Origin of the sequence: Alsobacter ponti, from assembly GCF_024294805.1 — a bacterium.
Taxonomy (GTDB): Bacteria; Pseudomonadota; Alphaproteobacteria; order Rhizobiales; family Beijerinckiaceae; genus Alsobacter; species Alsobacter ponti.
The window spans coordinates 1-23,438 of sequence record NZ_JANCLU010000032.1; the positions used below are offsets into that span (position 1 = coordinate 1).

Consider the following 23,438-nt stretch of genomic DNA (forward strand, 5'->3'; position numbering starts at 1 on the left):
TCCGACAGCATCGCCGCGAGCAGATCGGCCCGCCCGTGCAGGTCGCCGACGACAAAAATCATCTCGATGTCAGTCAAAACCACATCCCCGCTCCTGCGGTTCGATCAGAAATCAGATCGAGGCCGCACTCCGACTTGCCTGAACGCTGGCGGGGATCGGTTGTTCCCGTGGATGAGCTATTCCGCCGCGTGCCGTTGCGCACTTGGTGTGGAGGGTGTCGCGTCGCCGGCGGCCCGCGCCTCGGCGGCGAACTCGAGCGTGGCGATGCGTTCGCCGCGCTTGGCGACCTTGCCGGCCGAGGTCGTGATCTGGGCCACGTCCTCCTGCGCCTGCCTGAAGTGAGTCTCCAGCCGGCCGACGCGCTCGCCGAGCCGCCCCACGTCCTCCAGCAGGCGTGTCACCTCGGCCTGGATCTCGTGCGCCTGCTCGCGCATGCGGGCGTCGCGGACGATGGCCTGCATGACCTGGATGGCCATCGCGAGCAAAGACGGCGACACGATCATGACCCGCAGGCGATGCGCCTTCTGCACCACGTCCTCGAAATGCTCCTGCAGGTCAGCGAACAGCGACTCAGCCGGCACGAACAGCACCGCGATGTCCTGCGTCTCGCCGGGGACGAGGTATTTCTCCGCGATGTCGCGAACATGCGCCCCGACATCGGTCCGCACGCGCGCGGCGGCCTGCCGGCGCGCCGCCTCGTCCCGCGCCTCGCGGAAGGCGGTGAAGCCCTCCAGCGGGAACTTGGCGTCGAGCACCAGCGGCCTGTCGTCGCCAGGCAGGCGGACGATGCAGTCCGGCCGCCTTCCCGAGGCGAGCTGGGCCTGGAAGGCGTAGGCGCCGGCCGGCAGCGCGTCGCGCACGATCGCCTCCATGCGGCCCTGCCCGAACGCGCCGCGCGTCTGCTTGTTGGCGAGGATGTCGCGCAGCGACAGAACCTGCCCGGTGAGGTCCGTCAGCTTCTGCTGCGCCTGGTCGATCACCGCCAGCCGCTCCCCCAGCTTGGCCAGCGTGTCGGTGGTCTGGCGGACGTTCTGCTGCAGATTGTCGCCGACCCCGCGCTGCAAGGCGTCCAGGCGCTCGGCGACGACGCGCACGAAATCCGCCTGGCGGGACCCGAACACCTCGCCCATGGTCTGGACCCGGCCCGTCATCTCCGACTGGATCCGCACCAGCTCGGCCAGGCGCTCTTCGAGCTCATGCTGTCGCTCGGCGGAAGCGGCGGCCTCGATGCTGCGTTCGCGCGAGGCGCGCCAGGCCGACGCCCCCACCCAGAGCATCAGAAGCACGGCCAGGCCGAGAAGCCCCAGCACGGCCTCCCCCCAGCTCACGGCATGCCCGGCGACGATGACGACGATCCTGTCCACGTCGGCACTCTAGCCGGAGGGCGACCGATTTCAAGAACAAAAATGGAACAGGTTGACCTCTTTCCCCCGAATGATTATGTCCTGCGCGCCATGTCCGTACGCCCCATCCTGATCCTCCCCGACCCGAAGCTGCGCCTCGTCTCGACGCCCGTCGACGCGGTGAAGCCGCTCGCCGACCTGATCGACGACATGTTCGACACCATGTACGAGGCCCCGGGGATCGGGCTCGCGGCGATCCAGGTCGGCGAACCCCACCGCCTGGTCACCATCGACGTGGCGCGGCAGGACGAGAGCCCGCGGCCGCTGGCGCTGATCAACCCCGAGATCCTCTGGCGGTCGGGCGAGACGTCCACCTACGAGGAGGGGTGCCTGTCCATCCCGGACTATTTCGAAGAGGTCGAGCGGCCCTCCCGGGTGCGCGTGCGCTTCCTCGATCGCGACGGCGCCGAGTGCGAGCTGGAAGCCGACGGCCTGCTCGCCACGTGCCTGCAGCACGAGATCGACCACCTCGACGGCAAGCTGTTCATCGATCACATCTCCCGGCTCAAGCGCGACCGCGTCATCAAGAAATTCGCCAAGGCGGCCAAGCGGGACACGCCCTGAGCATCGTCGCCGGCGCGCGCCGGATCGGGGTCCATCATGCGCATCGTCTTCATGGGCACGCCGGACTTCGCCGTGCCGACCCTCTCCGAGATCGTGGGGCACGGCCACGACGTGGTGGCGGCCTATACCCGCGCGCCGGCGAAGGCCGGCCGGGGCATGGAGTTGCGGCCGTCTCCCGTCCATCGCGCCGCCGAGCGGTTCGGCATCCCCGTCCTCACCCCGACGACGCTGCGCGGCGAGGACTCGGTCGCCACGTTCCAGTCGCACGACGCGGACGTCGCGGTGGTCGTCGCCTACGGCATGATCCTGCCGCAGGCGATCCTCGACGTCCCGGCGCTCGGCTGCCTCAACCTGCATGCCTCGCTGCTGCCGCGCTGGCGGGGCGCTGCGCCGATCCAGCGCGCCATCATGGCGGGCGACCGCGAGACCGGCGTCGCCGTGATGAAGATGGAGAAGGGGCTCGACACCGGCCCGGTGGCCATGGCCGAGCGGCTCGCCATCGCGCCCGACATGACGGCCGGCGAGGCGCATGACCGCCTGGCCGTGCTCGGCGCGGACCTGATGGTCCGCGCCCTGGCGGCGTTGTCGCGCGGCGGGCTGTCCTTCGTTCCGCAGCCCGAAGCCGGCGTGACCTACGCCGCCAAGATCGGCAACGACGAAGCGCGCATCGACTGGCGTCGCCCGGCGCGCGAGGTGCACGACCACGTGCGCGGCCTGTCGCCGTTTCCCGGCGCGTTCTGCGAGATGGATCTTGGGAAGGGTCCGGAGCGGGTCAAGGTGCTGCGCACCCAGCCGGCGAGCGGCAGCGGCGAGCCGGGGCAGGTGCTCGACGATCTCACGGTGGCGTGCGGCGAGGGCGCGGTGCGCCTGCTGCAGGTTCAGCGCGCCGGATCTCGGGCGATGGACGCGGCCGAGTTCCTGCGCGGCGCGCAGCTGGCGCGCGGGACGAGGCTGGGCTGATGCCGCGCTACAAGCTCGTCATCGAGTATGACGGCACGCCGTTCTTCGGCTGGCAGTTCCAGGCCCACGGCCCCACCGTGCAGCAGGCGCTCGAGGACGCCATCGCGCGTTTCTCCGGCGAGAGCGTGCGCATCCAGGGGGCGGGGCGAACCGACACCGGCGTCCACGCGACGCACCAGGTCGCGCATGTGGACCTGTCGCGGGACTGGCGCGAAGACACGGTGCGCGACGCGGTCAATGCGCATTTGCGGCCGCACCCCGTGGCGATCCTGTCCGCCGCCAAAGTTCCGGAAGACTTCAACGCCCGCACCTCGGCGGTGAAGCGGCATTATCTCTACAGGATCGTCACCCGCCGCGCGCCGCTGACGCTCGAGCGCGACCACGCCTGGCTGGTCAAGTGGGCCGTCGATGCCGAACTCATGCACGACGCCGCGCAGGCGTTGGTCGGCCGCCACGACTTCACGACCTTCCGGGCGGCCGAATGCCAGGCCAACAGCCCGGTGAAGACGCTGGAACGTCTCGACGTGGAGCGGATCGGCGACGAAATCCGCGTCTTCGCCTCGGCGCGGTCCTTCCTTCACCATCAGGTGCGCTCGATCGTCGGATCGCTCCAACTCGTCGGCTCGCGCCGCTGGAGCAAGGCCGAGCTTGCCGACGCGCTGGCCGCGCGCGACCGCTCGCGTTGCGGCCCGCTCGCCCCGCCCGGTGGCCTTTATCTCATCGGGGTCGACTATCCGGCTCAGAGCACGGCTTCTAGCACCGACGCGACGGCGTAGTTCAGCCCGAAGTCCAGCATCACGATCCCGCAGGCGGCGAGGCTCGTCACGCCCAGCGCCGCCCTCGCCAGAAACCAGCGGTAGTGGGCGATAATGATGCCGAACGCGAGCGCGAACAGCGCCGCCAGGCCCGGCGTCGCCGCGCCGACGAGCAGCAGCGCGTCCGGCACCGCGAAGATCAGCGCGGCCAGCACGGCCGACCAGTTGTAGGCGATCACGAAGCCTGCGTAGCGCCGGCCGAGGCCCAGGCGGCGGGCGACCAGAATCATCGCCACGGGAAAGGCGACCCAGGCCAGGCCCAGCGCCCCCGCCTGCAAGGCCACAACCCACGGGTCGGCGAAAAGTCCGTCCTGCGGCGGCAGGCCCAGCTCGGCGCGGTCGCGGGCCAGCGAAACCACGAAGGCCGGGGCGGTGAGCAGGATGGCCGCGAACGAACGCCAGAACGCTTCCACCGAGACGTCGAACGCCTTGAGTCCCGCCGGGTCCCTGTTCATGAGCTTCAAGGAGCCCGCCAACGAGCGTCCGACTTCATCCGCGGTGAGCAGCATGCGCGCCTCCAGGCCGAACGATTTCGCGTTTGGGAGACAACGTTCCGGAACGCCTTGAGGATGAAGGGGCCTTAGACTTTCGTCTAGTACCCGTTTCGCAACGCGGCATCGTCATCGCGCGCGCCGTGAGCATCCGCACTCGCGCCGCGGACTGCCCGACGGCCTGACCGGGCGGCCGGCACGAAAGCGGGCCGCCGGAGGTTCCGGCGGCCCGAGTCAGGCAGGAAAGGCGCGAGCGCCTGGCGACATGCAACACCGAAACGGCGATGGCCGGACGAATAGCCGCCATTGGTTGACACGCGCTCAGGCGTCGCCCGCGCGGGCGTTGTGACTGCGCTTGAGGTTGGGCACGCCGACACCTTCCTTCCCGACCTTCGGGTCGGTCGCGTCGACCTGCCCCTCTGCGACGCCGCCCTTCCGGCTGGTCCGGTGATCGGGCGCGCCACCCTGCGGGCCGGCATCCCGTTTCATGCGCAACGCCTTCTCGGCGTTCGCCTTCAAGTCGTCGTTACCCTTCATGGCGAACTCCTTTCTTGTTCTGGCCCGGGCCGCCGTCGTGATGGGCCGGGTGCCCGCCTTGACCCTGCATGCGCGGCGCGCCGCCGGCCCCGTCGCCGCCGCCGTCCTGGCGTCCCTTGCTGTCGTGACGTTCGTCGGCGCCCGCTCGCGACTGCGTGCCGCCGCGCTCGTGGCCCTTGTGGCCCTGGCTGGACGGGTTGCGGTTGGCGTCCGAGCGCGCGTCTGGGCTATGCCCCTTCTGCTTCTCGGAGCGGTTCTCGTGGTTGCGGACCGTCATGGCCTCCTCGCTGCGTGAGGCGCCCGCGCATGGCGGGCTGAACCGCCTCAACGGCGGCCGCCCCCGGCGGGTTCACGCAAGATGAAGAAGGCGAGCGGAAGGGCGCGTCAGAACGCCGCGAAATAGCGCGCGAGCACGCCTTCATAGATGGCGGTCAGCCCGACGATGTCGGCCACCGCGACGTTCTCGTCGACCTGATGCATGGTCTGCCCGACGAGCCCGAATTCCAGCACCGGGCAGTGGTCCTTGATGAAGCGCGCGTCGGAGGTGCCGCCCGTCGTCGAGAGCTGCGGCGTGCGGCCCGTCGCCGCCGCAACCGCCTCGGACACCAGCTCAACGAACGGCCCCGGCTCGGTGAGGAAGGCGACGGCGTTGGTAGGCTCGAACCGCGCCGTCCAGGTGTCGCCGGCCCCGGCATTCGCGAGCCTGGAGCGGATTTCCGCTTCCAGCGTCTGGGGCGTCCAGAGATCGTTGAAGCGGATGTTGAAGGTGGCGCGCGCCGCGCCCGGGATGATGTTCGAGGTCGGGTTGCCGACGTCGACCGTCGTCACCTCGAGGTTCGAGGGCGCAAAGAAGGGCGTTCCCTCGTCGAGCGGCGTCGCGGTGAGCGCCGCCAGCAGCTTCACCATGCGCGGGATCGGGTTGTCCGCGAGGTGCGGGTAGCCGACATGGCCCTGCTTGCCCTCGACGGCGATGTGCCCGGTGAGGGAGCCGCGCCGGCCGATCTTGATCATGTCGCCGAGCGCGTCGGGATTGGTCGGTTCGCCGAGGATGCAGTGGTCGAAGCGTTCGCCGCGTTCGCGCGCCCAGGCGAGCAGCTTGACCGTGCCGTTGACCGCCGGCCCTTCCTCGTCGCCGGTGATGAGGAAGGCGATCGAGCCCCGCGCCGGTCGCCCGCCGCATGCGGCGAGGTGGCGCAGCACGGCCGACACGGAGGCCGCGACGCCGCCCTTCATGTCGCACGCGCCGCGCCCGAAGAGGCGGCCGTCGACGATGTCGCCGGAGAACGCGCCGTGCGTCCAGCGCGACGGATCGCCCTCGGGCACCACGTCCGTGTGGCCCGCGAACACCAGGCAGGGCGCGCCCTCGCCGATGCGGGCGTACAGGTTGACGACGTCCGGCGTGCCGGGCGCGCTGAAAACCGGGCGATGAACGTCGAACCCCGCCTTCGCCAGTGTCTCGGCCAGCAGCGCCAGCGCGCCGCCCTCCGCCGGCGTGACGGACGGGCAGCGCACGAGCGCCTGGGTGAGCTGGACGGGGTCGGCCGCGTCGAGCACCGGGATCAGTCCCGCAGCAGGTCGTTGATGCTCGTCTTGGACCTCGTCTTCTCGTCGACCCGCTTGACGATGACGGCGCAGCCCAGCGACGGGCCGGGGGACCCGTCCGGCAACGGCTTGCCCGGCATCGAGCCGGAGACAACCACGGAATAAGGCGGCACGCGGCCCATGAAGACTTCGCCGGTCTCGCGGTCGACGATCTTGGTCGACGCGCCAATGAAGACGCCCATCGAGATCACCGAGCCGCGCCCCACGACGACGCCTTCCACCACTTCCGAGCGCGCGCCGACAAAGCAGTCGTCCTCGATGATGGTGGGGCCTGCCTGCAGTGGCTCCAGCACGCCGCCGATGCCGACGCCGCCCGACAGGTGCACGTTCTTGCCGATCTGCGCGCACGAGCCCACCGTCGCCCAGGTGTCAACCATCGTGCCGGAATCCACCCGCGCGCCGATGTTCACGAAGGAGGGCATGAGCACCACACCCGGCGCAATGAACGCGCCGCGACGGACGATGGAGTTGGGCACGGTGCGAAAGCCGGCGGCGCGGAAGCGCGCCTCGTCCCAGCCGTCGAACTTGGAGGGCACCTTGTCCCACCACACCGCCTCGCCCGGGCCGTTCTTGATGATGACGTTATCGTTCAGGCGGAAGGACAGCAGCACGGCCTTCTTGGCCCACTGGTTCACGACCCATTGTCCGTCGCCGCCGGGCTCCGCCGCGCGCAACTCGCCATTGTCGAGGAGCTCCAGCGCGCGGTTGACCGCCTCCCGGACCTCGCCGCCGGTGGCAAAACCGATCTCGGCGCGCGACTCCCAGGCTGACTCGATGATGGCTTCAAGCTCGGTGTGGTTCATGGCGCGGGGTCCGTTCGGGGAAGCTCTGGAAGACCGAGCGTGATTAGCAATGACGGGCCGCTCTGTCATCCGCTATTGGGGAGATCAATCGCCGCGTTCTCCGCCGGACTGACGGTTTCGCGGACGCAAACGGAGGTCGGTCGACATGCGGCTGTGGATCAGGGACCCTCTCGCCATCCTGGCGGAGGGCGCCGAGCGAGGCGTGGTGGTCGAGGGCGCGCGCATCGCCGAATGCGTGCCGCGCGGAGGCGCGCCCGCCGCGCCCGTCGACGCCGTGTTCGACGCGTCGCGGCACGTGGTGCTGCCGGGCCTCGTGAACACCCATCACCATTTCTACCAGACACTGACGCGCGCCCACCCGGACGCGATCGACAAGGAGCTGTTCCCCTGGTTGACGGCGCTCTACCCGATCTGGAGCCGGCTCGACCCGGACGGCTTCCGGGTCGCGGTGCGGCTGGCTCTGGTCGAACTGCTGCTCTCCGGCTGCACGACCGCGGCCGACCATCACTACCTCTTCCCCGCCGGACTCGAGGACGCGGTGGCCATTGAGGTCGCCGAGGCCGCCGCGCTGGGTCTGCGCATGACGGTGACGCGCGGCTCGATGAACCTGTCGCGCAAGGACGGCGGCCTGCCGCCGGACAGCGTGGTGCAGGACGAGGACGAGATCCTGGCCGACAGCGAGCGCGTGCTCGGGCTGTTTCACGACCGCTCCGAAGGCTCGATGGTGCAGATCGCACTGGCGCCCTGTTCGCCGTTCTCGGTGACCAAGCGCCTGATGCGCGAAAGCGCGGCGCTGGCCGAACGTTTCGATTGTCGGCTGCACACCCACTTGGCCGAGACCCGGGACGAGGACGCTTTTTGCGCCGAGATTTACGGCTGCCGCCCGCTTCAACTGCTCGAGGAGGTCGGCTGGCTGGGGCCGCGCACGTGGCTGGCGCACGGCGTCCACTTCACCTGCGAGGAATGCGAGACGCTCGGCCGCCACGGCGTCGGCGTCTGCCACTGCCCGACCTCCAACGCCGTGCTCGCCTCCGGCTTCTGCAAGACGCGCGAGCTGGAAGCCGCTGGCGCGCCGGTCGGCCTGGGGGTCGACGGGTCGGCCTCCAACGACAGTTCGAACCTGATGGAAGGCGTGCGCCACGCGGTGATGGTCAACCGGCTGCACTACGCCTCCGCCGCCGCCGTGTCCCACCTCGACGCGCTGCGCTGGGCGACGGAGGGCTCGGCGCGCTGCCTCGGCCGCGCGGACATCGGCCGCATCGCCGCCGGCAAGCAAGCCGACCTGGCGCTGTTCACGCTGGACGAGTTGCGCTTTTCCGGCGCGCACGACCCGCTCGCCGCGCTGGTGCTGTGCGGCGCGCACCGGGCGGATCGCGTGATGGTGGCGGGACGCTGGCGGGTCGAGGACGGCGCGCCGGTGGGCATCGACCTCGCCCGGCTCAGGGCCGAGCACGGCAAGGCGGCCCGCCGCTTCGCCTGACGATCAGAGCGTCGTCAGAGGCGGCGTCTTCGGCGGCAGGATGGCGCTGAGGAAGCTCGTCAGGTCGGTGGTGGAATGATCGACGAAGGGGGCTTCCACAGCCTCCTGCTCGTGCGCCTCGCGGAACGGATCGGGCGTGCGGGGCAGGACGAGCACGGTGCGCATGCCCAGCGCGTGCGGCACCACGAGGTTCTTGGCGAGATCCTCGAACATCGCCGCCCGGGCGGGATCGACGCCGTGGAGCTCCAGGAAACGCTCGTAGGTCCGCGCCTCCGGCTTCGGCACGAAATCCGCCGCCGCGATGTCGAAGATCTCCTCGAAATGGTCGCGGATGCCGAGCTTGCCGGCGACGTTCTCGGCATGGCGGCGTGAGCCGTTGGTGAGGATCAGCTTGCGCCCAGGCAGTTCCTCGATGGCGCGCCCGAGATCGGGATCGGGATCGAGCAGCGACAGGTCGATCTCGTGGGCGAATTCGAGGAATTCGTCCGGCGAGATGGCGTGCTCGTCCATCAGGCCCTTCAGCGTCGTGCCGTAGCGCGTGTAGTAGTATTTCTGCAGCGCCCGGGCCGACATGCCGTCGAGGCCGAACAACTCGCCGATGAACAGGGTAATGCGCTCATCAACCTGCGGCCACAGCCGGCAGTGCGACGGATACAGCGTGTTGTCGAGGTCGAAGATCCAGGTTTCGACGTGATCGAAGCCGGGCACGGCGTTGAACGGGGGAGCGAAGGCCTGTGTCATCGGGTCGTTCCGTTGCCGCTGAGGAACACGCGGAACGTGCATGTTCCTCCGCGGGACCCTAACAATCCCTCAGCAACCCGAAAGGTTCAATCCCACGCCCGACCTGTCTCAAGCGCGCGCCGCGCCGATCCGGCCGCCGCAACGCCGCTCAGCGCGTGATCAGCGTGCCGGCGCCGAGGTCGGTCAGCAGTTCCAGCAGCACGGCGTGAGGCACCTTGCCGTCGAGAATGACGACCCCCTCCACGCCCTGCTCGAGCGCGTAGATGCAGGTCTCCACCTTGGGGATCATGCCGCCGGTGATGGTGCCGTCGGCGATCAGCGCGCGGCACTGTTCGATGGTCAGCTCCTTGAGGAGGTTCTTGTTCTTGTCGAGCACGCCCGGGACGTCGGTGAGCAGCAGCAGCCGCTTGGCGCGCAGCGCGCCGGCGATCGCGCCGGCGAAGGTGTCGGCGTTGACGTTGTAGGTGTGGCCGTCCTCGCCGTTCGCCACCGGAGCGAGCACCGGGATGACCTCGCGCCCCAGCAGCGCGTCGAGCACGGCGCGGTCGACCTTGTCCGGCTCGCCGACGAAGCCGAGATCGACGATCCGCTCGATGTTGCTGTCCGGATCGGTCACGGTGCGCGTCACCCGGCGCGCGGTGACCATGTTGCCGTCCTTGCCGCACAGGCCGATGGCCCGGCCGCCCTCGCCGTTGATGAAGCCGACGATCTGCTTGTTGATGGAGCCGGCCAGCACCATCTCCACGACCTCGATGGTGGCCGCGTCGGTGACGCGCAGCCCGGCGGCGAACTCGCTCTTGATGCCGAGGCGGTTGAGCATGGCGCCGATCTGCGGCCCGCCGCCGTGCACGACGACGGGGTTCACGCCGGACTGCTCCAGCAGAATCATGTCGCGCGCGAAGTCGCGGGCGACCTGCTCGTCGCCCATGGCGTGGCCGCCGTATTTCACCACGACGGTCGCCTCGTCGTAGCGCAGCATGTGCGGCAGCGCCTGCACGAGGATTTCGGCCTTGAGGTGCGGGTCGTTGATGTCGGTCATGATCAGTCCGCGGAATCGGGCGAGTGCAGCGTCTCTTAGCCGAATTCCGGCAGGCTGTCTCGCGACCGCGCGGCCTCAGGCGCGCCGCGCCGCGAAGGCCGCGACGATCAGCAGGAGCCAGCCCAGAATGGCCGTCGTGCCGCCCGTCGGGGCGAGCATCGTCGCGCGCCAGAGGCCCAGGAACTCGCTGATGGCCAGCGCCCCGCTGAAGGCGACGACGCCGACCGTGATGAGCACGCCGGAGGCCAATCCGAGGCTCGGCCGCAGCAGCCCGACTCGCAGGGCGCAGGCGATGGCGAGCAGCGCCGGCGCATGAAACAACAGGAACTGCGCGGCGATGACGGCGTTCGGCCCGCCCCGATGCGCGGCCGCGGCGGAAAGCGCCACGCCGGAGGCGCCCAGCAGCCCGCCGAGCACGACGAAAGCGCGCGCGGCGGAGTCGCCGTTCACGCGCCCCGCTCCGCCAGCAGCTGGGCGATGGCGGCGCGCAATTCGGGGACGCCCGCGCCCGAGCGGCTCGACGTCACGGCGATCTCGGGATAGGCGGCCGGCCGCCGCGCCAGCGCCGCGCGCGTGGCTTCGACGCGGCCGGGAAGGTCGGCCTTCTTCACCTCGTCGGTCTTGGTCAGCACCACCTGATACGACACGGCGCTCTTGTCGAGCGTGTCCATGACGGCGTTGTCGATGTCCTTGAGCCCGTGCCTTGCGTCGACGAGCACGAAGACGCGCGCCAGGTTGGACCGACCGCGCAGATAGTCGTGGATGAGGTCCGTCCACGCCTCGACCTTGTTCTTAGCCACGGCGGCGAAGCCGTAGCCGGGCATGTCGACGAGCGTGAAGCGGCCGTTGACGTCGAAGAAGTTGAGCTGCTGCGTGCGGCCCGGCGTGTGCGAGGTGCGCGCGAGAGTCTTGCGCCCGGTGAGAGCGTTGACGAGGCTCGACTTGCCCACGTTGGAGCGCCCGGCGAAGGCGATCTCCAGCATTTTCATGGGCGGCAGCGACCGGGTCGACTCGGCCGCCCAGATGAAATCGGCCGGTCCGGAGAACAACTTGCGTCCCTGCTCGACGAGCTCCGCGTCCGCCGCGGCGTCGCCGGCGGAAGCGGGATCGACGTCGCTCATCGCCGCCCCCGCGCCGGGCCGGTCATTTGCCGGCCTTTGTCGCCGGGTCCCGCTTGACGGACGCGGGCGCCGGCGCGGCGGCGGACTTGCCGGCCGACTTGCGCCCGAACACGCCGGCGAGATTGCTCCACAGCTCCACCTTCACGCCCTGGCGCTTCATGATGGCGTATTGCTGCGCCACCGAGAGCGTGTTGTTCCAGGACCAGTAAATCACCAGCCCGGCCGGGAACGAGGACAGCAGGTAGGTGAAGAACACCGGCATCCAGGTGAACATCGTCTTCTGGACGGGATCCTGCGGCTCCGGGTTCATCTTCATCTGCACGAACATCGTGAAGCCCATGATGATCGGCCACGCGCCGAGCGCCAGCACGTGCGGCGGGCTCCACGGGATCAGGCCGAACAGGGTGAAGATGTTGGACGGGTCCGGCGCGGCGAGGTCGTGAATCCAGCCGAAGAACGGCGCGTGGCGCATCTCGATGGTGACGAACAGCACCTTGTACAGCGCGAAGAACACCGGGATCTGGATGACGACGGGCAGACACCCCGCCAGCGGGTTGATCTTCTCCCGCTTGTACAGCTCCATCAGCTCCTGCTGCTGCTTCACGCGGTCGTCGGGGTACATCTCCTTCAGCGCGGCCATCTGCGGCTGCACGGCCTTCATCTTGGCCATCGAGGAGTAGCTCTTGTTGGCCAGCGGGAAGAAGGCGGCCTTCACCAGCACCGTGACGACCAGGATCGCGACGCCGAAATTCCCGACGAACTTGTAGATCATGTCGATCAGCCGGAAGAGCGGCTTGGTGATCCAGTAGAAGATCCCCCAGTCGATCAGCCGGTCGAACAGCTTGATGTTGTACTGCTTCTCGTAGCCGTCGACGGTGGCGACTTCCTTGGCGCCGACGAACAGCCGCGTCGTGCTGGAGGCGGACGCGCCCTGAGCCACCTGGACGGGCGGCAGCGTAATGAGGGTCTGGTAGGTCTTGCCGGCCGGCGTCGTGTTCACCGTGAAATTGGCGTTGAACGGCGTCGCCTGGTCGGGAATGAGCGCCGAGGCCCAGTACTTGTCGGTGATGCCGGCCCAGCCGCCCGTCGCGCCGGTGAACTCCTTGCCCTTCTCGGTGGCGGAGCGGGCTGTCTCCTTGTCGAGAGCGGCGTAGGTGAACTCCTGCAGCCCCTGGTCGCCGAGCACGCCCAGCAGGCCCTCGTGCAGGATGTAGTAGCCGGCCACGTGCGGCGTGCCGATGCGGCGGATCAGCCCGTAGGGTGCGAGGGAGACCTGCGCGCCGGCCTGCGCCTCGACGCTGTCGGTGACCGTCAGCATGAAGCGCGAGTCGATTTCGATGCGGCGCTTGAAGACGAGGCCCTTGCCGTTGTCCCACGACAGCGTCACGGGATCGGTCTCGGTGAGCTTCGGCTTGTCGGCGGTCCACAGCGTCTGCGCGTTCGGCACCTCGATGCCGGCCGCGGGCAGCCAGCCGGTGCGTGCGAAGTAGCCGTCCGGACCGTTCGCCGGCGAGAAGACGACGATGTTGGGGCTGTTGGGGTCGACCGTCTCGCGGTAGTCGCGCAGCGCGATGTCGTCGATGTCGCCACCCCGCAGCGCGATGGACCCGCGCAGGCGGGACGTCTCGATGGGCAGGCGAGGCGCGGCGGCGAGCGCGGCGTCGCGCGTCGGCGCGGCGGCCGGCGAGCCGTCGGGAGCGAGCGCGCCGGGCGAGGCCGGAGCGGCGGGAGCCGGCGCGCCGGCCTGCGGCGCGGGCGCGACGCCCTGCTGCATCTGCACCTGCTGGCGCTGCTGCTCGAGCTTTGGAACGCCGAAGAACACGTTCCAGCCGATGAGGATCGCCATGGACAGCGCGATCGCGATGATGAAGTTCTTGTTGTCGGCCATGGCTCAATCGGTCTGTGGCGGCGGCGAGGACTGCGGAGCGCGTCCGGCCCCCTTCCGCCGCGGCCTGTGCACACCGCCGATTCCTTCCGTCACGGCGGTGACGAGATCGTGAAATTGGGCGTCGAGCGCCTCGCGGCGCGCAACGATCACATAGTCGAAATGCGCTTGGCCGGGCGAGCCTTGCGGCTCCCCAGCCAGTCGCTTCAGGGCCTCGCGCAGGCGGCGCTTCACCCGGTTGCGCACCACCGCGTTGCCGACCCTGCGGCTGACGGTGAGCCCGAAACGGGGCGAAACGGCGTCCGGCGCGGCGTCTTGCGCGCGTTCCGCGGCCTGGATTGTGAGCAGCGCCGTGTGGAAGCGGCGGCCCTTCGAGGCCGCCACGTACTCCGCGCGGCGCGTCAGTCTGTCCGGCTTGCGGCCCGGCCCGGATGGGGCGCCCGAAACGGCGGTCATCGCCCGGGGCCGGGGAGCGCGATCAGGCGGAAAGGCGCTTGCGGCCGCGGGCGCGGCGGGCCGCCAGAACCTTGCGGCCGCCCTTCGTCGCGAGGCGCGCGCGGAAACCGTGCCGACGCTTGCGCACGAGCTTGCTGGGTTGATAGGTGCGTTTCACGGAAGTCGTCTCCGGTCCGGCCCGTCGGCGAAGCCTCGGGCGTCAAGTCCTTGCCGAAAAAACAACACCGGCGGTCGTGCCACCGGCGCAATCCTTCCGACGTTGTGCGATAGCGCTCGAAAGCTCGGCGGCTTATGAAGGAAGGGGCGGTGAAAGTCAACGCACCGCGCCCGACGGCCTGCCCGCCCTCGACCCGGGGCGGCCGTCGCGAGGCCCCAACCGAGGAGAACGCCCCCTGGGTTCCGCGCGTTCCTGGTCACCCACCCGCCGAACCGCGTTTGCGGCGACGGCGCTCGCCGCGGCGTGCGTGCTCGTGTACGCGCTCCACCGGTGGTTCACGCCGGCCTCGCTGCTGCTTCACTACGAGACGTTCCGGCTGGCGGTCGACGCCAACTTCCCGCGCGCGCTCCTCTTCTATGTCGGCTTCTACGCGCTCGCCGCCGCGGTGTCGCTGCCGGGCACGATCCTGTTAACGGCGATCGGGGGACTGCTGTTCGGCGCGCTGATCGGAGGCGCCGCCGCGGTCGTGGCCGCGTCGAGCGGCGCGGTCGCGCTGTTCATTCTCGCCCGCTCGGCCTTCGGCGCGCTGCTCACGGGACGAGCGGCGAGCGTCGCCGCCCGGCTTCGCGAGGGCATGGCGGGCAATGCGGTGTTCTATTTGATGTTCGTGCGGCTCGCGCCGGTGTTCCCGTTCTGGGCCGTCAACCTGGCCTGCGCGATCGTGGGCGTGCCGCTGCGACTGTTCGCGGCGACCACGCTGGTCGGGATCATGCCCGCCACCTTCGCGTTCGCGACGGCGGGCGCGGGCCTCGATAGCGTCATCATGGCCGAGAAGGCGGCCTTCGAGGCCTGCGCGGCGGCGGGCGGCTGGGACTGCCGGTTCGATGTGGGCCTGCGCTCGCTTGCGACGCCGCAACTCGTCGGCGGCCTGGCGGTGCTGGCCTGCCTGTCTCTGCTGCCGGTCGCATTGAAACGCGCCGGCGTGCTGCGCCGATCCGGCGCGACGGCCCGGGACTGACCGTCATGACGGAGGGGATGCGCGCGTGACGGAGCTTCTGACACCGGATCTTTGTGTCATCGGCGGAGGAGCGGCCGGGCTCTCGGCCGCCGCCGGCGCGGCCGCCTTAGGCGTGCCCGTCGTGCTCATCGAGAAAGCCCGGATGGGCGGCGAGTGCCTGAACGTCGGCTGCGTGCCGTCCAAGGCCCTGCTGGCGGCCGCCGACGCCGCCCAGGCGGCGCGCTCCATCGCTCCATTCGGCGTCGCCGTGTCGCGTCCCCGCGTCGACGGGGCGCGCGTCCACGGCCATGTCCAGCGGGTGATCGCGGCGATCGCGCCCAACGATTCCGCCGCGCGCTTCGGCGCGATGGGGGTGCGTGTGCTGGCGGGCGAGGCGCGCTTCGTCGACCGCCGGACGGTCGAGGCGGCCGGCTTTTCCATTCGCGCCCGACGCTTCGTGATCGCCACAGGCTCCCGCCCCGCCCTCCCCGACGTCCCCGGCCTGGCGGAGTGCCCGTATCTGACCAACGAGACGGTGTTCGACCTCGACGCGATCCCCGCCCGCCTGCTGGTGCTGGGCGGGGGAGCGAGCGGCCTGGAACTGGCCCAGGCGTTCCGCCGCCTCGGCTCGGAGGTCACCGTGATCGAAGCCGGCCGCGCCCTCGGGCGCATCGACCCCGAGATCGCCGCCCACGCCGTGACGGCGCTGCGCCGCGACGGCGTGACGGTGCTGGAGAACGCAAGGGCCGTGCGGGCGGAGCACTGGGCCGGCGGCATCCGCGTGTTCGTCGCGGGCGAGGCCACGGCGCGCGAGGGTTCGCACCTGCTCGTCGCCGCCGGACGGACGCCCGTCACCGACGGGCTCGGGCTGGAGCCGGCCGGCGTCGCCTGCGACGGCTCGGGCATCCTGGTCGACGCGGGGCTGCGAACCTCCAATCGCCGCGTCTTCGCCATCGGCGACTGCGTCGGCGGCCCGCATGGCGGCGACCGCTTCACGCACGTGGCGAACTCTCACGCCGGCGTCGTGCTGCGGCGCGCGCTGTTCCGCCTGCCCGCGAAGGTCGAGAGAGCGGAAACGCCGACGGCGGTGTTCACCGACCCGGAAATCGCCATGGTGGGGGTGCAGGAAGCCGAAGCGAGACAGGCGCATCGCGACATCCGCATCCTGCGCTGGGCGTTTTCGGAGAACGACCGGGCGCAGGCGGAGCGCCGCACGGAGGGAGAGATCAAGATCGTCACCACCGCCAGGGGCAAGGTGCTGGGCGCGGCCATCGTCGGTCCGCATGCCGGCGAACTGGTCACGCCGTGGACGCTGGCCGTGCGCAAGGGCATGAGCATCGCCGAGTTCCGCGACCTGACGATCCCCTATCCCACCTATTCCGAGGTGTCGCGGCGGGCGGCGCTCACCTTCTACGCCGACGCGGCGCGTGGCCCGTGGGTCGGCCGTCTCCTGCGCATGCTGCGCCTGTTCGGTTGATCGGGAGGAGCGCGCCGGATGAACCACGCTCCGCCAGGCCTGATCGAGCCCGAGCGCGCCGTCGAGGCGCGGACTGGCTGGCTGGCGCGGCTGTGGCCCGGCCTGTCGGGACGTCTGCTTCTGCTCACCGTGCTCTTCGTGATGGTGGCGGAAGTGCTGATCTACGTGCCATCCATCGCCAACTTCCGGCGCAACTGGCTGAACGACCGCATCGCCGCCGCGCAGATCGCCGCGCTGGTGCTGGAGGCTGCGCCCGCCGGCGCGGTGCCGGAGGAGTTGCAACGGCGCCTGCTGGACCAGATCGGCGCGTCGTCGGTGGCCGTGCGCTCGGGAGGGGCGCGCCGCCTGCTGGCGGTGACCGACCTTCCGCACTCGGTGGAGCGGATGGTGGACCTGCGCGAGGCCTCTCCCTGGGTCTGGATCGTCGACGCGTTCGGGGCTCTGACCGGCCCCGAGCACACCATGCTGCGCATCGTGGGCCCCGGCATGGACGGGGTGGAGTTCGTCGAGATCGTGCTCGACGAGGCGCCGCTGCGGAGCGCGATGTGGCGCTATTCCGCCAACGTCCTGCTGCTCTCGCTGGTCATCTCCATTGTCACCGCGCTGCTCGTCTATCGCGCGCTGCACGTGATGATCGTGCGGCCGGTGCGGCGGCTCACCTCCAGCATCATGGCCTTCGGCCGCCGGCCGGAGGACGCCGGGCCGGTGATTCGCCCGAGCGGCCGCGACGACGAGATCGGCCAGGCGGAGGACGCCCTGGCGGCGATGCAGAAGAGCCTCGCGGACGAGTTGCGGCAGAAGAAGCACCTCGCCGCGCTCGGCCTCGCAGTCAGCAAGATCAACCACGACCTGCGCAACATGCTGGCCTCCGCCCAGCTCTTCTCGGACCGGATTTCCGGCATCAGCGAGCCCACCGTGCAGCGTTTCGCGCCCAAGCTGATCGGCGCGCTCGACCGCGCCATCGGGTTCTGCGAATCGACTCTCGCCTATGGCCGCGCCGCCGAACGCCCGCCGGAGCGGCGCGCCGTGCCCCTCGCCCCGATGGTGGAGGACCTGCGCGACCTCCTGGGCCTGTGGGACGATTCCGACATCGCGCTGGTCAACGACGTGCCGGACGGGCTGACGGCGGACGCCGATCCCGAGCACCTGTTCCGCGTGCTGCTGAACCTCGGCCGCAACGCGGTGCAGGCGCTGCGCGACCACGCGGCGGAGAACCCGGACGCGCCGCGCCGCATCGCCGTCTCGGCCCGCCGCGACGGGTCCGCCACCGTGATCGAGGTGGCCGACACCGGACCCGGCGTGCCGGCGAGGGTGCGCGAACGGCTGTTCGAAGCCTTCCTGGGCTCCAACCGGCGCGGCGGCTCGGGGCTCGGCCTCGCCATCGCGGCCGAGCTCGTCCACGCGCACGGCGGCACGATCTCGCTGGAGCCGACCGAAACGGGCTCGCTGTTTCGCGTCGTCATCCCCGATTCCGAGCTTGTGTGAGAAAGTGGCGCGTCGCGTCCGTGGGGGGTTGCAAGAGCGTCCCGGACCCGCTAATTGAGCCGCCATGCACGACGCGCCGCGAGGCCAACGCCGTGCCCCGCGCCCGTAGCTCAGCTGGATAGAGCATCAGACTACGAATCTGAGGGTCGGACGTTCGAATCGTTCCGGGCGCGCCATTTTTCTCAAACACTTGGGTCGACAGGTCACGCCGTCATCGGCGTGCGCACGGCAGCGTCTTGGAGCTGTCCGGCGGAGGACCGCTGGCTCGCGCGTCGCTCGTTCCGCGTGCCTTCCCATCGGCTCCGCCTCGCCGCAGGGGGTCGCCGCTCAGCTCCCGCGCTATCCACAGCCGCCTCAAAACCTGCAACCAGGAGTAGACGCCGCTCTCGGACCGGCATAGGATATATCCTATAAAAATAAAAAATATGAACAGGGAGGCTCGTCCAGTGAAAGCCATATCGCGGCGTGGAATACTCCTGACTGCTGCGACGCTCCCGGCCCTCTCGGCCGGGAGCGGACTCGTCTTCGCGCAAGGCGCGGCTTCGGTGTCCCTCGACCAGCTGCGCAAGGCGGGGGTCGTCAAGGTCGGCATCGCCAACCAGCCGCCCTATAGCGGCATGAACCCCGACGGCAGCCTGTCGGGCTTCGTTCCCACCCTTCTCCAGGCGGTCTTTTCGAAGCTCGGCGTGCCGAAGGTCGAGGGGCTCGTCGCCACCTATGGCGAGCTCGTGCCGGGGTTGCAGGCCGGCCGCTGGCAGATGATCGGCGCGTCCTTCCGCCTCAGCAAGGAGCGTTGCGCGCAGGTGCTGTTCACCGATCCCGTGACGTTCGACGGCGGCGCGTTCGCCTATGTCCCGAAGGACCTTTCGTCGCCGCCCAAATCGCTCGCCGAGCTCGGCAAGTCCGGCGCGAAGTCCGGCATGCTCCAGGGCAGCTACCTGTTGAAGCTCGGCGAGGACAAGGGCATCGATCGCGGCTCCATCTCGCAGTTCCCGAGCAACCCGGCGCTGATCGACGCCCTCCTCGCCAAGCGCGTGCCTGTAGCCGTGTCGACCTTCGCGTCGCTGCGCGAATTGCAAAAGCAACGCGGCGGCGCGTTCGAGATCGTCTACCCGGTCCCCGACGATCCGCCGGTCGGCTCGGGCCCCGCCTTCCGCCGCGAGGACACCGAGTTGCACGCGGCGTTCCAGAAGGAGCTGCGGGCGATGCGGGCCTCCGGCGAGCTGGCGCGCATGGCGGGGCAGTTCGGCTTCGAGACCCCCGCCGACCTCATGAACCTGTCCGGCGAGGAGGCCTGCGCGCGCGTCTCCTGACGGGCGGGCGGCGGCGCGAGCGGAGCGACGGGCGGATGGCGGGCGAATCCACGTTTGTCTACCTGCCCTACCTGATGGGCGGGGTCGTCACCACGCTGCAGATCACCGCTCTCGCCATGCTGCTCGCGCTGCCGGTGTCCTTCCTGCTGGCGCTGGGCCGGATGTCGTCCTTCGCGCCGGCGCGGTGGGGCGCGGGCTTCGTCATCGAGCTGTTTCGCGGCACGTCGGCCGTGGTGCAGCTGTTCTGGGCCTTCTACGTGCTGCCGTTCTTCGGCGTCGAACTGTCGCCGCTGGCGGCCGGCGTGCTGGTGCTGGGGCTCAACGAGGGAAGCTATTTCTCCGAGGTGGTGCGCGCCAGCCTGAAGTCGATCGTCGCCGGCCAGCGCGAGGCGGCCGTGGCGCTGCACCTGCCCCGCTTCTACACATTCCGCCGCATCGTGCTGCCGCAGGCGCTGCCGATCATGGTGCCGCCGTTCGGCAACGCGGCGGTGCTGATGCTGAAGTTCACCGCCCTCACCTCGCTCGTCACCATCCAGGAGCTGTCGTTCCGCGCCGGGCTGCTGCGCTCGAACCTCGGCGTGTCGAGCGACATCTACGGCGTGGTGCTGGCGATCTATTTCGCGCTGGCCGTCGGCATGGCGTCGCTGGTCTGGCTGGCGGAACGCGCCGTCAATCGATGGGCGGGACGGGAGGTGATCCCCTGGCGCGAGCTGACCTCGCGGCGCGCCTCGCCGGCGCCGAAATGGGCGTTCCGGCGATGAGGGGCGCGCTCTGGGACTGGGCCTATGCGTGGTCCGTGATGCCGGACCTGATGCGCGGCTTCGCGCTGACGGTGCAACTGACGCTGATCTCCGCGGCGCTGGCGCTGTCGCTCGGCTTCGTGTGGTCCGTCGTCCGGCTCGCCGGGGTTCCGCTACTGAGCCCGCTGGCGTGGTTCGCGGCGGAGTTCTTCCGGGGCACTCCGTTCCTCATCCAGCTCTACGTGGTGTTCTACGTGCTGCCGAACTACGGGATTGCGTTCTCGCCCGACGCGACGGGCGTCCTCGTGCTCGGCGTCTACGGCGCGGCGCGCAGCGTCGAGCTCTATCGCGCCGGGCTGGAGAGCCTGCCGCAGGGCCAGTGGGAGGCCTGCCTGGCGCTGAACCTGCCGCTCTCCTATGTGTGGCGGCGCGCCGTCATCCCGCAGGTCGCGCCGGTCGTGCTGCCGATGCTGGGCAACCTCGTCATCGTCATGTTCAAGGACAGCGCCGTGCTGTCCACCATCACCGTGCTCGAGCTGGTGTCGCGGGCGCGCGACGCCGGGCTGGCGTCGTTTCGCTTCCTCGAGCCGCTGACGCTGGCCGGACTGCTCTACTGGGCGGTGAGCTACGCCGCCGCGCGCGGCGTCCGCAGACTGGAGGCGCGCGGTGGGCATCGTTGACCGCTCCGAGCCCATGAAGGCGACAGCGAGCCAGGGGCGGCCCATCGTGCGGATGCGCGGCGTCCGCAAGGCGTTCGGGCCGCGCGTCATCCTGGAAGGATTGGACCTCGACGTCGGGGCCGGCGAGAAGGTGGCGCTGATCGGGCCGAGCGGCTCGGGCAAGACGACCATCCTGCGCCTGCTGATCGGGCTCACCGAGCCCGACGCCGGCACCATCGAGATCGACGGCCAGTATCTCTGGCACAGCTCGCGCGGCGGCACACTGGAGCGCGCCGACGAGGCGCACGCGCGGCAGGTGCGCCGCTGCGTCGGCATGGTGTTCCAGCAGTTCAACCTGTTCCCGCACATGACCGCGCTGCAGAACGTCCACGAGCCGATGGAGCAGGTGCTGCGGCTCAAGCGCCCCGAGGCGAAGGAGCGCGCCCGCGCCCTGCTCGCCCGGGTCGGGCTCGGCGAGCACGTCGACAAGCGGCCGTCGCAACTCTCCGGCGGCCAGCAGCAGCGCGTCGCCATCGCCCGCTCGCTTGGGCTGCAGCCCAAGCTGATGCTGTTCGACGAAGTGACGTCGGCGCTCGATCCCGAGCTGGTGGGCGAGGTGCTCGGCGTGCTGCGCGAGCTCGCCCACGAAACCGACATGACCATGCTGATCGTCACGCACGAGATCCGCTTCGCGGCGGACATCGCCGACCGCGTGCTGGTCTTCGACGCCGGGCGCGTCGTCGAGGACGGGTCTCCCGAGATCGTCCTGAAGGACCCCTCCCATCCGCGCACGCGCCAATTCCTGCGCGCCATCCTGGAGCGATGAGCATGGCGAGACCGCGCACCCTCCCCCCGCGCGAACCGGCCGCCGCCAGCACCGGCGAGCTGGTCCCGATGGACCGCGCCTCGCTCACCAAGCGCGCCACGGACATGATCCGCCAGGCCATCGTCAGCGGCACGCTGCCGCCCGGCCAGCCGATCAGCCTGCGCGAGCTGGCCGGCATCCTCGGCGTCAGCGCCACGCCGGTGCGCGAGGCGCTGTTCCAGCTGAGCGCCATCGGGCTGGTCGAGTTCCTGCCCGGCCAGGTCCGGATCGTGGCCCCGACGGCGACCGCTTTCCGCGACGCCTTCGAGCTGCGCGAGGCGCTGGAGGGCATGGCGGCGCGGCTGGCGGCCGAGCGCCGGACCGCGCGGGAAGCCGCCGAGATCCGGTCGCTCGCCCTGCTGAGCCGCGACGCCGCGAAGGCGGACGACGTGGAGCTGTTCCGCCAGCACGACGTGCGTTTCCACCACGCCATCGCCGCCGCCGCGCATTCGGCGCAGGTGCAGCGCTACCTCGCCAACGCGCTCGACCTCGCCCTCACGCTGCGCAATTTGCGCACCGTCGGCAAGCGCTTCAACCCGTCGTCCGTGTCGCTGCACCTCGCCATCGCGGAAGCCATCGCCCGGCAGGACGGAGCCGAGGCCGAGGCGATGGCGCGCGAGCACGTCCGGCAGGTCTACCGGGGCGTCGTCGCGACGGCGCAGTCCGGCGCCGAATCCTGAGGAGTTCCCCCATGCCAGCCTTCAGCGCCGAGGAATACGAGCGCCGCGTCGAGAACGTCCGCGCCGCACTGCGCGAGCGCGGCTGCGACGCCGCGGTGATCACCCAGCCGGAGAACATCTGCTATCTCTCCGGCTTCTGGACGCCCGGCTACCACGTGTTCCAGGCGCTCGTCGTCCCGGCCCGCAAGCCACCGTTTCTCGTGGTGCGCAACATCGAGGTCGACAACGTCGCCGAGAAGTCCTGGATTGCCCGCCACCACGCCATCGACAATCTCGACCGGGCGCTCGACATCTTCGCCGAGGCCATGAAGGCGGAAGGCGTCGACAGCGGCACGATCGTCATGGAGGTCGACGGCGCGCGCCAGGCCATCACGCGGCTCGACTTGCTGTCCGAGCTTCTGCCCAACGTGACCTGGGCGCCGGACGCCAACCTCGTCGACCCCTTCCGGGCCTGCAAGTCGGATGGCGAGATCGCCTATATCCGCGCCGCCGTGGCGATGGCCGAGGCCGCCCTGCTGGCCGGGGCTCGCAGCCTGCGGGACGCCCGGACGGACAGCGACGTAGCGGCGGCGGTGCATGGCGAGCTGGCGCGGGCGGGCAGCGAGTTCACCGGCTCGCCGCCCTACATCGTCGCCGGGGCGGCCTCGGCCCGCACCCACGCGCTGCACGCGCGCCGTCCCATCGGCGATCGCGACCACGTGTGGATGGAGGTCTCCGCCTCCGTGGAGCGCTACCACGGGGCGGTCAGCCGCATCGCCGGGCGCGACCTGACCGGCGAGGCGCGCCGCCATTTCGCCGCCTCCGCCGCCGCCGTGCAAGCCATGCTCGCCGCGATGCGGCCGGGCGTGACGGCGGGCGAGGTCGACGCGGCCGGGCGCGCGGCCGTCGATCGTCTCGGCCTCTCGCACCTCTGGCGCAACCGCGCCGCCTACAGCCTCGGCCTGTCGTTCCCGCCCGGCCTCGGCGAGGGGCACATTATAGACCTGAAGCCGAACGACCCTCGCGTCCTGCGGCCGGGCATGGTGTTCCACCTGATCCCGATCCTGAAAGTGCCGGGGCTCGGGGCGGTGGGCTGCACCGAGACGGTGCGGGTGACGCCCGACGGCGCGGAGCGTCTCGGCGCGCTGCCGCTCGACGCCCTGGACGCGGAGGCCTGAGCCGTGACGCA

The 23,438-nt window shown here is 70.3% G+C and carries 26 protein-coding genes and 1 tRNA gene; 14 read left to right on the forward strand and 13 right to left on the reverse strand.

Features of this window, described 5'->3' with window-relative positions; translation table 11 throughout:
• Positions 1–176: 176 nt before the first annotated feature.
• Positions 177–1,364, reverse strand: a complete 1,188-nt coding sequence (locus tag NK718_RS20815) for a DNA recombination protein RmuC (protein WP_254746328.1) — start codon at positions 1,362–1,364, stop codon at positions 177–179.
• Positions 1,365–1,454: 90 nt separating this feature from the next.
• Here NK718_RS20815 and def point away from each other — a divergent pair, with 90 nt between their 5' ends.
• From def to truA, 3 genes are read left to right on the forward strand one after another with little or no spacing between them, the layout of a single operon-like run.
• On the forward strand, positions 1,455–1,967 hold the full coding sequence (def, locus tag NK718_RS20820) for a peptide deformylase (RefSeq protein ID WP_254746330.1): 513 nt from the start codon (positions 1,455–1,457) through the stop codon (positions 1,965–1,967).
• Between the two features lie 36 nt (positions 1,968–2,003).
• Positions 2,004–2,927: a methionyl-tRNA formyltransferase gene (fmt, locus tag NK718_RS20825; RefSeq protein WP_254746331.1), complete on the forward strand. Its 924-nt coding sequence runs from the start codon at positions 2,004–2,006 to the stop codon at positions 2,925–2,927.
• Positions 2,927–3,703: a tRNA pseudouridine(38-40) synthase TruA gene (truA, locus tag NK718_RS20830; protein ID WP_254746333.1), complete on the forward strand. Its 777-nt coding sequence runs from the start codon at positions 2,927–2,929 to the stop codon at positions 3,701–3,703. The genes fmt and truA overlap by 1 nt, the downstream gene beginning before the upstream one ends.
• On the opposite strand, the gene NK718_RS20835 is transcribed toward truA, so the two are convergent.
• From NK718_RS20835 to dapD, 5 genes are all read right to left on the reverse strand, one after another.
• A complete protein-coding gene (locus tag NK718_RS20835; RefSeq protein ID WP_254746335.1) occupies positions 3,667–4,251 on the reverse strand; it encodes a hypothetical protein in 585 nt (194 codons plus the stop codon). The genes truA and NK718_RS20835 overlap by 37 nt on opposite strands.
• A 303-nt stretch (positions 4,252–4,554) precedes the next feature.
• Complete coding sequence (locus NK718_RS20840; protein WP_254746337.1) at positions 4,555–4,770, reverse strand: hypothetical protein; 216 nt, start codon at positions 4,768–4,770, stop codon at positions 4,555–4,557.
• Positions 4,760–5,047: a hypothetical protein gene (locus NK718_RS20845; protein ID WP_254746339.1), complete on the reverse strand. Its 288-nt coding sequence runs from the start codon at positions 5,045–5,047 to the stop codon at positions 4,760–4,762. Before NK718_RS20845 ends, NK718_RS20840 begins: the two co-directional genes overlap by 11 nt.
• A 107-nt stretch (positions 5,048–5,154) precedes the next feature.
• Positions 5,155–6,330, reverse strand: coding sequence for a succinyl-diaminopimelate desuccinylase (dapE, locus tag NK718_RS20850; protein WP_371877341.1), 1,176 nt, complete (start codon positions 6,328–6,330; stop codon positions 5,155–5,157).
• Positions 6,330–7,175, reverse strand: a complete 846-nt coding sequence (dapD, locus tag NK718_RS20855; RefSeq protein ID WP_254746343.1) for a 2,3,4,5-tetrahydropyridine-2,6-dicarboxylate N-succinyltransferase — start codon at positions 7,173–7,175, stop codon at positions 6,330–6,332. Before dapD ends, dapE begins: the two co-directional genes overlap by 1 nt.
• A 145-nt stretch (positions 7,176–7,320) precedes the next feature.
• Between dapD and NK718_RS20860 the strand changes: the two genes are divergently transcribed.
• A complete protein-coding gene (locus tag NK718_RS20860) occupies positions 7,321–8,655 on the forward strand; it encodes an 8-oxoguanine deaminase (RefSeq protein ID WP_254746345.1) in 1,335 nt (444 codons plus the stop codon).
• 3 nt (positions 8,656–8,658) lie between these two features.
• On the opposite strand, the gene NK718_RS20865 is transcribed toward NK718_RS20860, so the two are convergent.
• The 7 genes from NK718_RS20865 to rpmH all read right to left on the reverse strand — a co-directional run bounded on the left by NK718_RS20865 (position 8,659) and on the right by rpmH (position 14,054).
• A complete protein-coding gene (locus NK718_RS20865) occupies positions 8,659–9,396 on the reverse strand; it encodes a pyrimidine 5'-nucleotidase (protein WP_254746347.1) in 738 nt (245 codons plus the stop codon).
• A 148-nt stretch (positions 9,397–9,544) separates the two neighbouring features.
• Positions 9,545–10,435 carry an acetylglutamate kinase gene (gene argB / locus NK718_RS20870; RefSeq protein ID WP_254746349.1) on the reverse strand — a complete coding sequence of 297 codons (891 nt, stop codon included), beginning with the start codon at positions 10,433–10,435 and terminating at the stop codon, positions 9,545–9,547.
• A gap of 75 nt (positions 10,436–10,510) precedes the next feature.
• A complete protein-coding gene (locus NK718_RS20875; protein ID WP_254746351.1) occupies positions 10,511–10,885 on the reverse strand; it encodes a DUF423 domain-containing protein in 375 nt (124 codons plus the stop codon).
• A complete protein-coding gene (yihA, locus tag NK718_RS20880; protein WP_254746353.1) occupies positions 10,882–11,556 on the reverse strand; it encodes a ribosome biogenesis GTP-binding protein YihA/YsxC in 675 nt (224 codons plus the stop codon). Before yihA ends, NK718_RS20875 begins: the two co-directional genes overlap by 4 nt.
• A gap of 22 nt (positions 11,557–11,578) precedes the next feature.
• Positions 11,579–13,444: a membrane protein insertase YidC gene (gene yidC, locus NK718_RS20885; RefSeq protein WP_254746355.1), complete on the reverse strand. Its 1,866-nt coding sequence runs from the start codon at positions 13,442–13,444 to the stop codon at positions 11,579–11,581.
• A 3-nt stretch (positions 13,445–13,447) separates the two neighbouring features.
• Entirely contained in the window at positions 13,448–13,897 is a 450-nt protein-coding gene (rnpA, locus tag NK718_RS20890) for a ribonuclease P protein component (RefSeq protein WP_256515748.1), read from the reverse strand.
• A gap of 22 nt (positions 13,898–13,919) precedes the next feature.
• Positions 13,920–14,054, reverse strand: coding sequence for a 50S ribosomal protein L34 (rpmH, locus tag NK718_RS20895; protein ID WP_096350650.1), 135 nt, complete (start codon positions 14,052–14,054; stop codon positions 13,920–13,922).
• Positions 14,055–14,361: 307 nt separating this feature from the next.
• Between rpmH and NK718_RS20900 the strand changes: the two genes are divergently transcribed.
• The 10 genes from NK718_RS20900 to NK718_RS20945 all read left to right on the forward strand — a co-directional run bounded on the left by NK718_RS20900 (position 14,362) and on the right by NK718_RS20945 (position 23,427).
• Positions 14,362–15,072: a TVP38/TMEM64 family protein gene (locus NK718_RS20900; RefSeq protein WP_254746359.1), complete on the forward strand. Its 711-nt coding sequence runs from the start codon at positions 14,362–14,364 to the stop codon at positions 15,070–15,072.
• Positions 15,073–15,097: 25 nt separating this feature from the next.
• Complete coding sequence (locus NK718_RS20905; RefSeq protein WP_254746361.1) at positions 15,098–16,528, forward strand: dihydrolipoyl dehydrogenase family protein; 1,431 nt, start codon at positions 15,098–15,100, stop codon at positions 16,526–16,528.
• Between the two features lie 18 nt (positions 16,529–16,546).
• The gene (locus NK718_RS20910; protein ID WP_307730389.1) at positions 16,547–18,013 is read left to right on the forward strand and encodes a sensor histidine kinase; all 1,467 of its coding nucleotides are present in this window, start codon (positions 16,547–16,549) and stop codon (positions 18,011–18,013) included.
• Between the two features lie 99 nt (positions 18,014–18,112).
• A tRNA-Arg gene (locus NK718_RS20915) sits at positions 18,113–18,189 on the forward strand.
• Positions 18,190–18,558: 369 nt separating this feature from the next.
• Positions 18,559–19,326 carry a transporter substrate-binding domain-containing protein gene (locus NK718_RS20920; protein WP_254746363.1) on the forward strand — a complete coding sequence of 256 codons (768 nt, stop codon included), beginning with the start codon at positions 18,559–18,561 and terminating at the stop codon, positions 19,324–19,326.
• Between the two features lie 35 nt (positions 19,327–19,361).
• On the forward strand, positions 19,362–20,087 hold the full coding sequence (gene ehuC, locus NK718_RS20925; protein WP_254746365.1) for an ectoine/hydroxyectoine ABC transporter permease subunit EhuC: 726 nt from the start codon (positions 19,362–19,364) through the stop codon (positions 20,085–20,087).
• Positions 20,084–20,746: an ectoine/hydroxyectoine ABC transporter permease subunit EhuD gene (ehuD, locus tag NK718_RS20930; RefSeq protein ID WP_254746368.1), complete on the forward strand. Its 663-nt coding sequence runs from the start codon at positions 20,084–20,086 to the stop codon at positions 20,744–20,746. The genes ehuC and ehuD overlap by 4 nt, the downstream gene beginning before the upstream one ends.
• Positions 20,747–20,759: 13 nt before the next feature.
• Positions 20,760–21,551, forward strand: coding sequence for an amino acid ABC transporter ATP-binding protein (locus NK718_RS20935; RefSeq protein ID WP_256515754.1), 792 nt, complete (start codon positions 20,760–20,762; stop codon positions 21,549–21,551).
• Positions 21,552–21,553: 2 nt separating this feature from the next.
• Positions 21,554–22,270: a GntR family transcriptional regulator gene (locus NK718_RS20940; protein WP_254746370.1), complete on the forward strand. Its 717-nt coding sequence runs from the start codon at positions 21,554–21,556 to the stop codon at positions 22,268–22,270.
• An 11-nt stretch (positions 22,271–22,281) separates the two neighbouring features.
• Positions 22,282–23,427: a M24 family metallopeptidase gene (locus NK718_RS20945; RefSeq protein ID WP_254746372.1), complete on the forward strand. Its 1,146-nt coding sequence runs from the start codon at positions 22,282–22,284 to the stop codon at positions 23,425–23,427.
• The last annotated feature ends 11 nt before the right edge of the window (positions 23,428–23,438 follow it).

Bases quoted from the DNA above. Each gene is read 5' to 3' on its own strand.
- NK718_RS20945 (WP_254746372.1), top strand. From the start codon at position 22,282: ATGCCAGCCTTCAGCGCCGAGGAATACGAGCGCCGCGTCGAGAACGTC.
- NK718_RS20910 (WP_307730389.1), top strand. From the start codon at position 16,547: ATGAACCACGCTCCGCCAGGCCTGATCGAGCCCGAGCGCGCCGTCGAG.
- NK718_RS20840 (WP_254746337.1), bottom strand. From the start codon at position 4,770: ATGAAGGGTAACGACGACTTGAAGGCGAACGCCGAGAAGGCGTTGCGC.
- NK718_RS20865 (WP_254746347.1), bottom strand. From the start codon at position 9,396: ATGACACAGGCCTTCGCTCCCCCGTTCAACGCCGTGCCCGGCTTCGAT.
- argB (WP_254746349.1), bottom strand. From the start codon at position 10,435: ATGACCGACATCAACGACCCGCACCTCAAGGCCGAAATCCTCGTGCAG.
- ehuC (WP_254746365.1), top strand. From the start codon at position 19,362: ATGGCGGGCGAATCCACGTTTGTCTACCTGCCCTACCTGATGGGCGGG.
- NK718_RS20835 (WP_254746335.1), bottom strand. From the start codon at position 4,251: ATGCTGCTCACCGCGGATGAAGTCGGACGCTCGTTGGCGGGCTCCTTG.
- truA (WP_254746333.1), top strand. From the start codon at position 2,927: ATGCCGCGCTACAAGCTCGTCATCGAGTATGACGGCACGCCGTTCTTC.
- NK718_RS20935 (WP_256515754.1), top strand. From the start codon at position 20,760: ATGAAGGCGACAGCGAGCCAGGGGCGGCCCATCGTGCGGATGCGCGGC.
- dapD (WP_254746343.1), bottom strand. From the start codon at position 7,175: ATGAACCACACCGAGCTTGAAGCCATCATCGAGTCAGCCTGGGAGTCG.
- yidC (WP_254746355.1), bottom strand. From the start codon at position 13,444: ATGGCCGACAACAAGAACTTCATCATCGCGATCGCGCTGTCCATGGCG.
- NK718_RS20940 (WP_254746370.1), top strand. From the start codon at position 21,554: ATGGCGAGACCGCGCACCCTCCCCCCGCGCGAACCGGCCGCCGCCAGC.
- yihA (WP_254746353.1), bottom strand. From the start codon at position 11,556: ATGAGCGACGTCGATCCCGCTTCCGCCGGCGACGCCGCGGCGGACGCG.
- NK718_RS20845 (WP_254746339.1), bottom strand. From the start codon at position 5,047: ATGACGGTCCGCAACCACGAGAACCGCTCCGAGAAGCAGAAGGGGCAT.
- NK718_RS20860 (WP_254746345.1), top strand. From the start codon at position 7,321: ATGCGGCTGTGGATCAGGGACCCTCTCGCCATCCTGGCGGAGGGCGCC.
- fmt (WP_254746331.1), top strand. From the start codon at position 2,004: ATGCGCATCGTCTTCATGGGCACGCCGGACTTCGCCGTGCCGACCCTC.
- def (WP_254746330.1), top strand. From the start codon at position 1,455: ATGTCCGTACGCCCCATCCTGATCCTCCCCGACCCGAAGCTGCGCCTC.
- rnpA (WP_256515748.1), bottom strand. From the start codon at position 13,897: ATGACCGCCGTTTCGGGCGCCCCATCCGGGCCGGGCCGCAAGCCGGAC.
- ehuD (WP_254746368.1), top strand. From the start codon at position 20,084: ATGAGGGGCGCGCTCTGGGACTGGGCCTATGCGTGGTCCGTGATGCCG.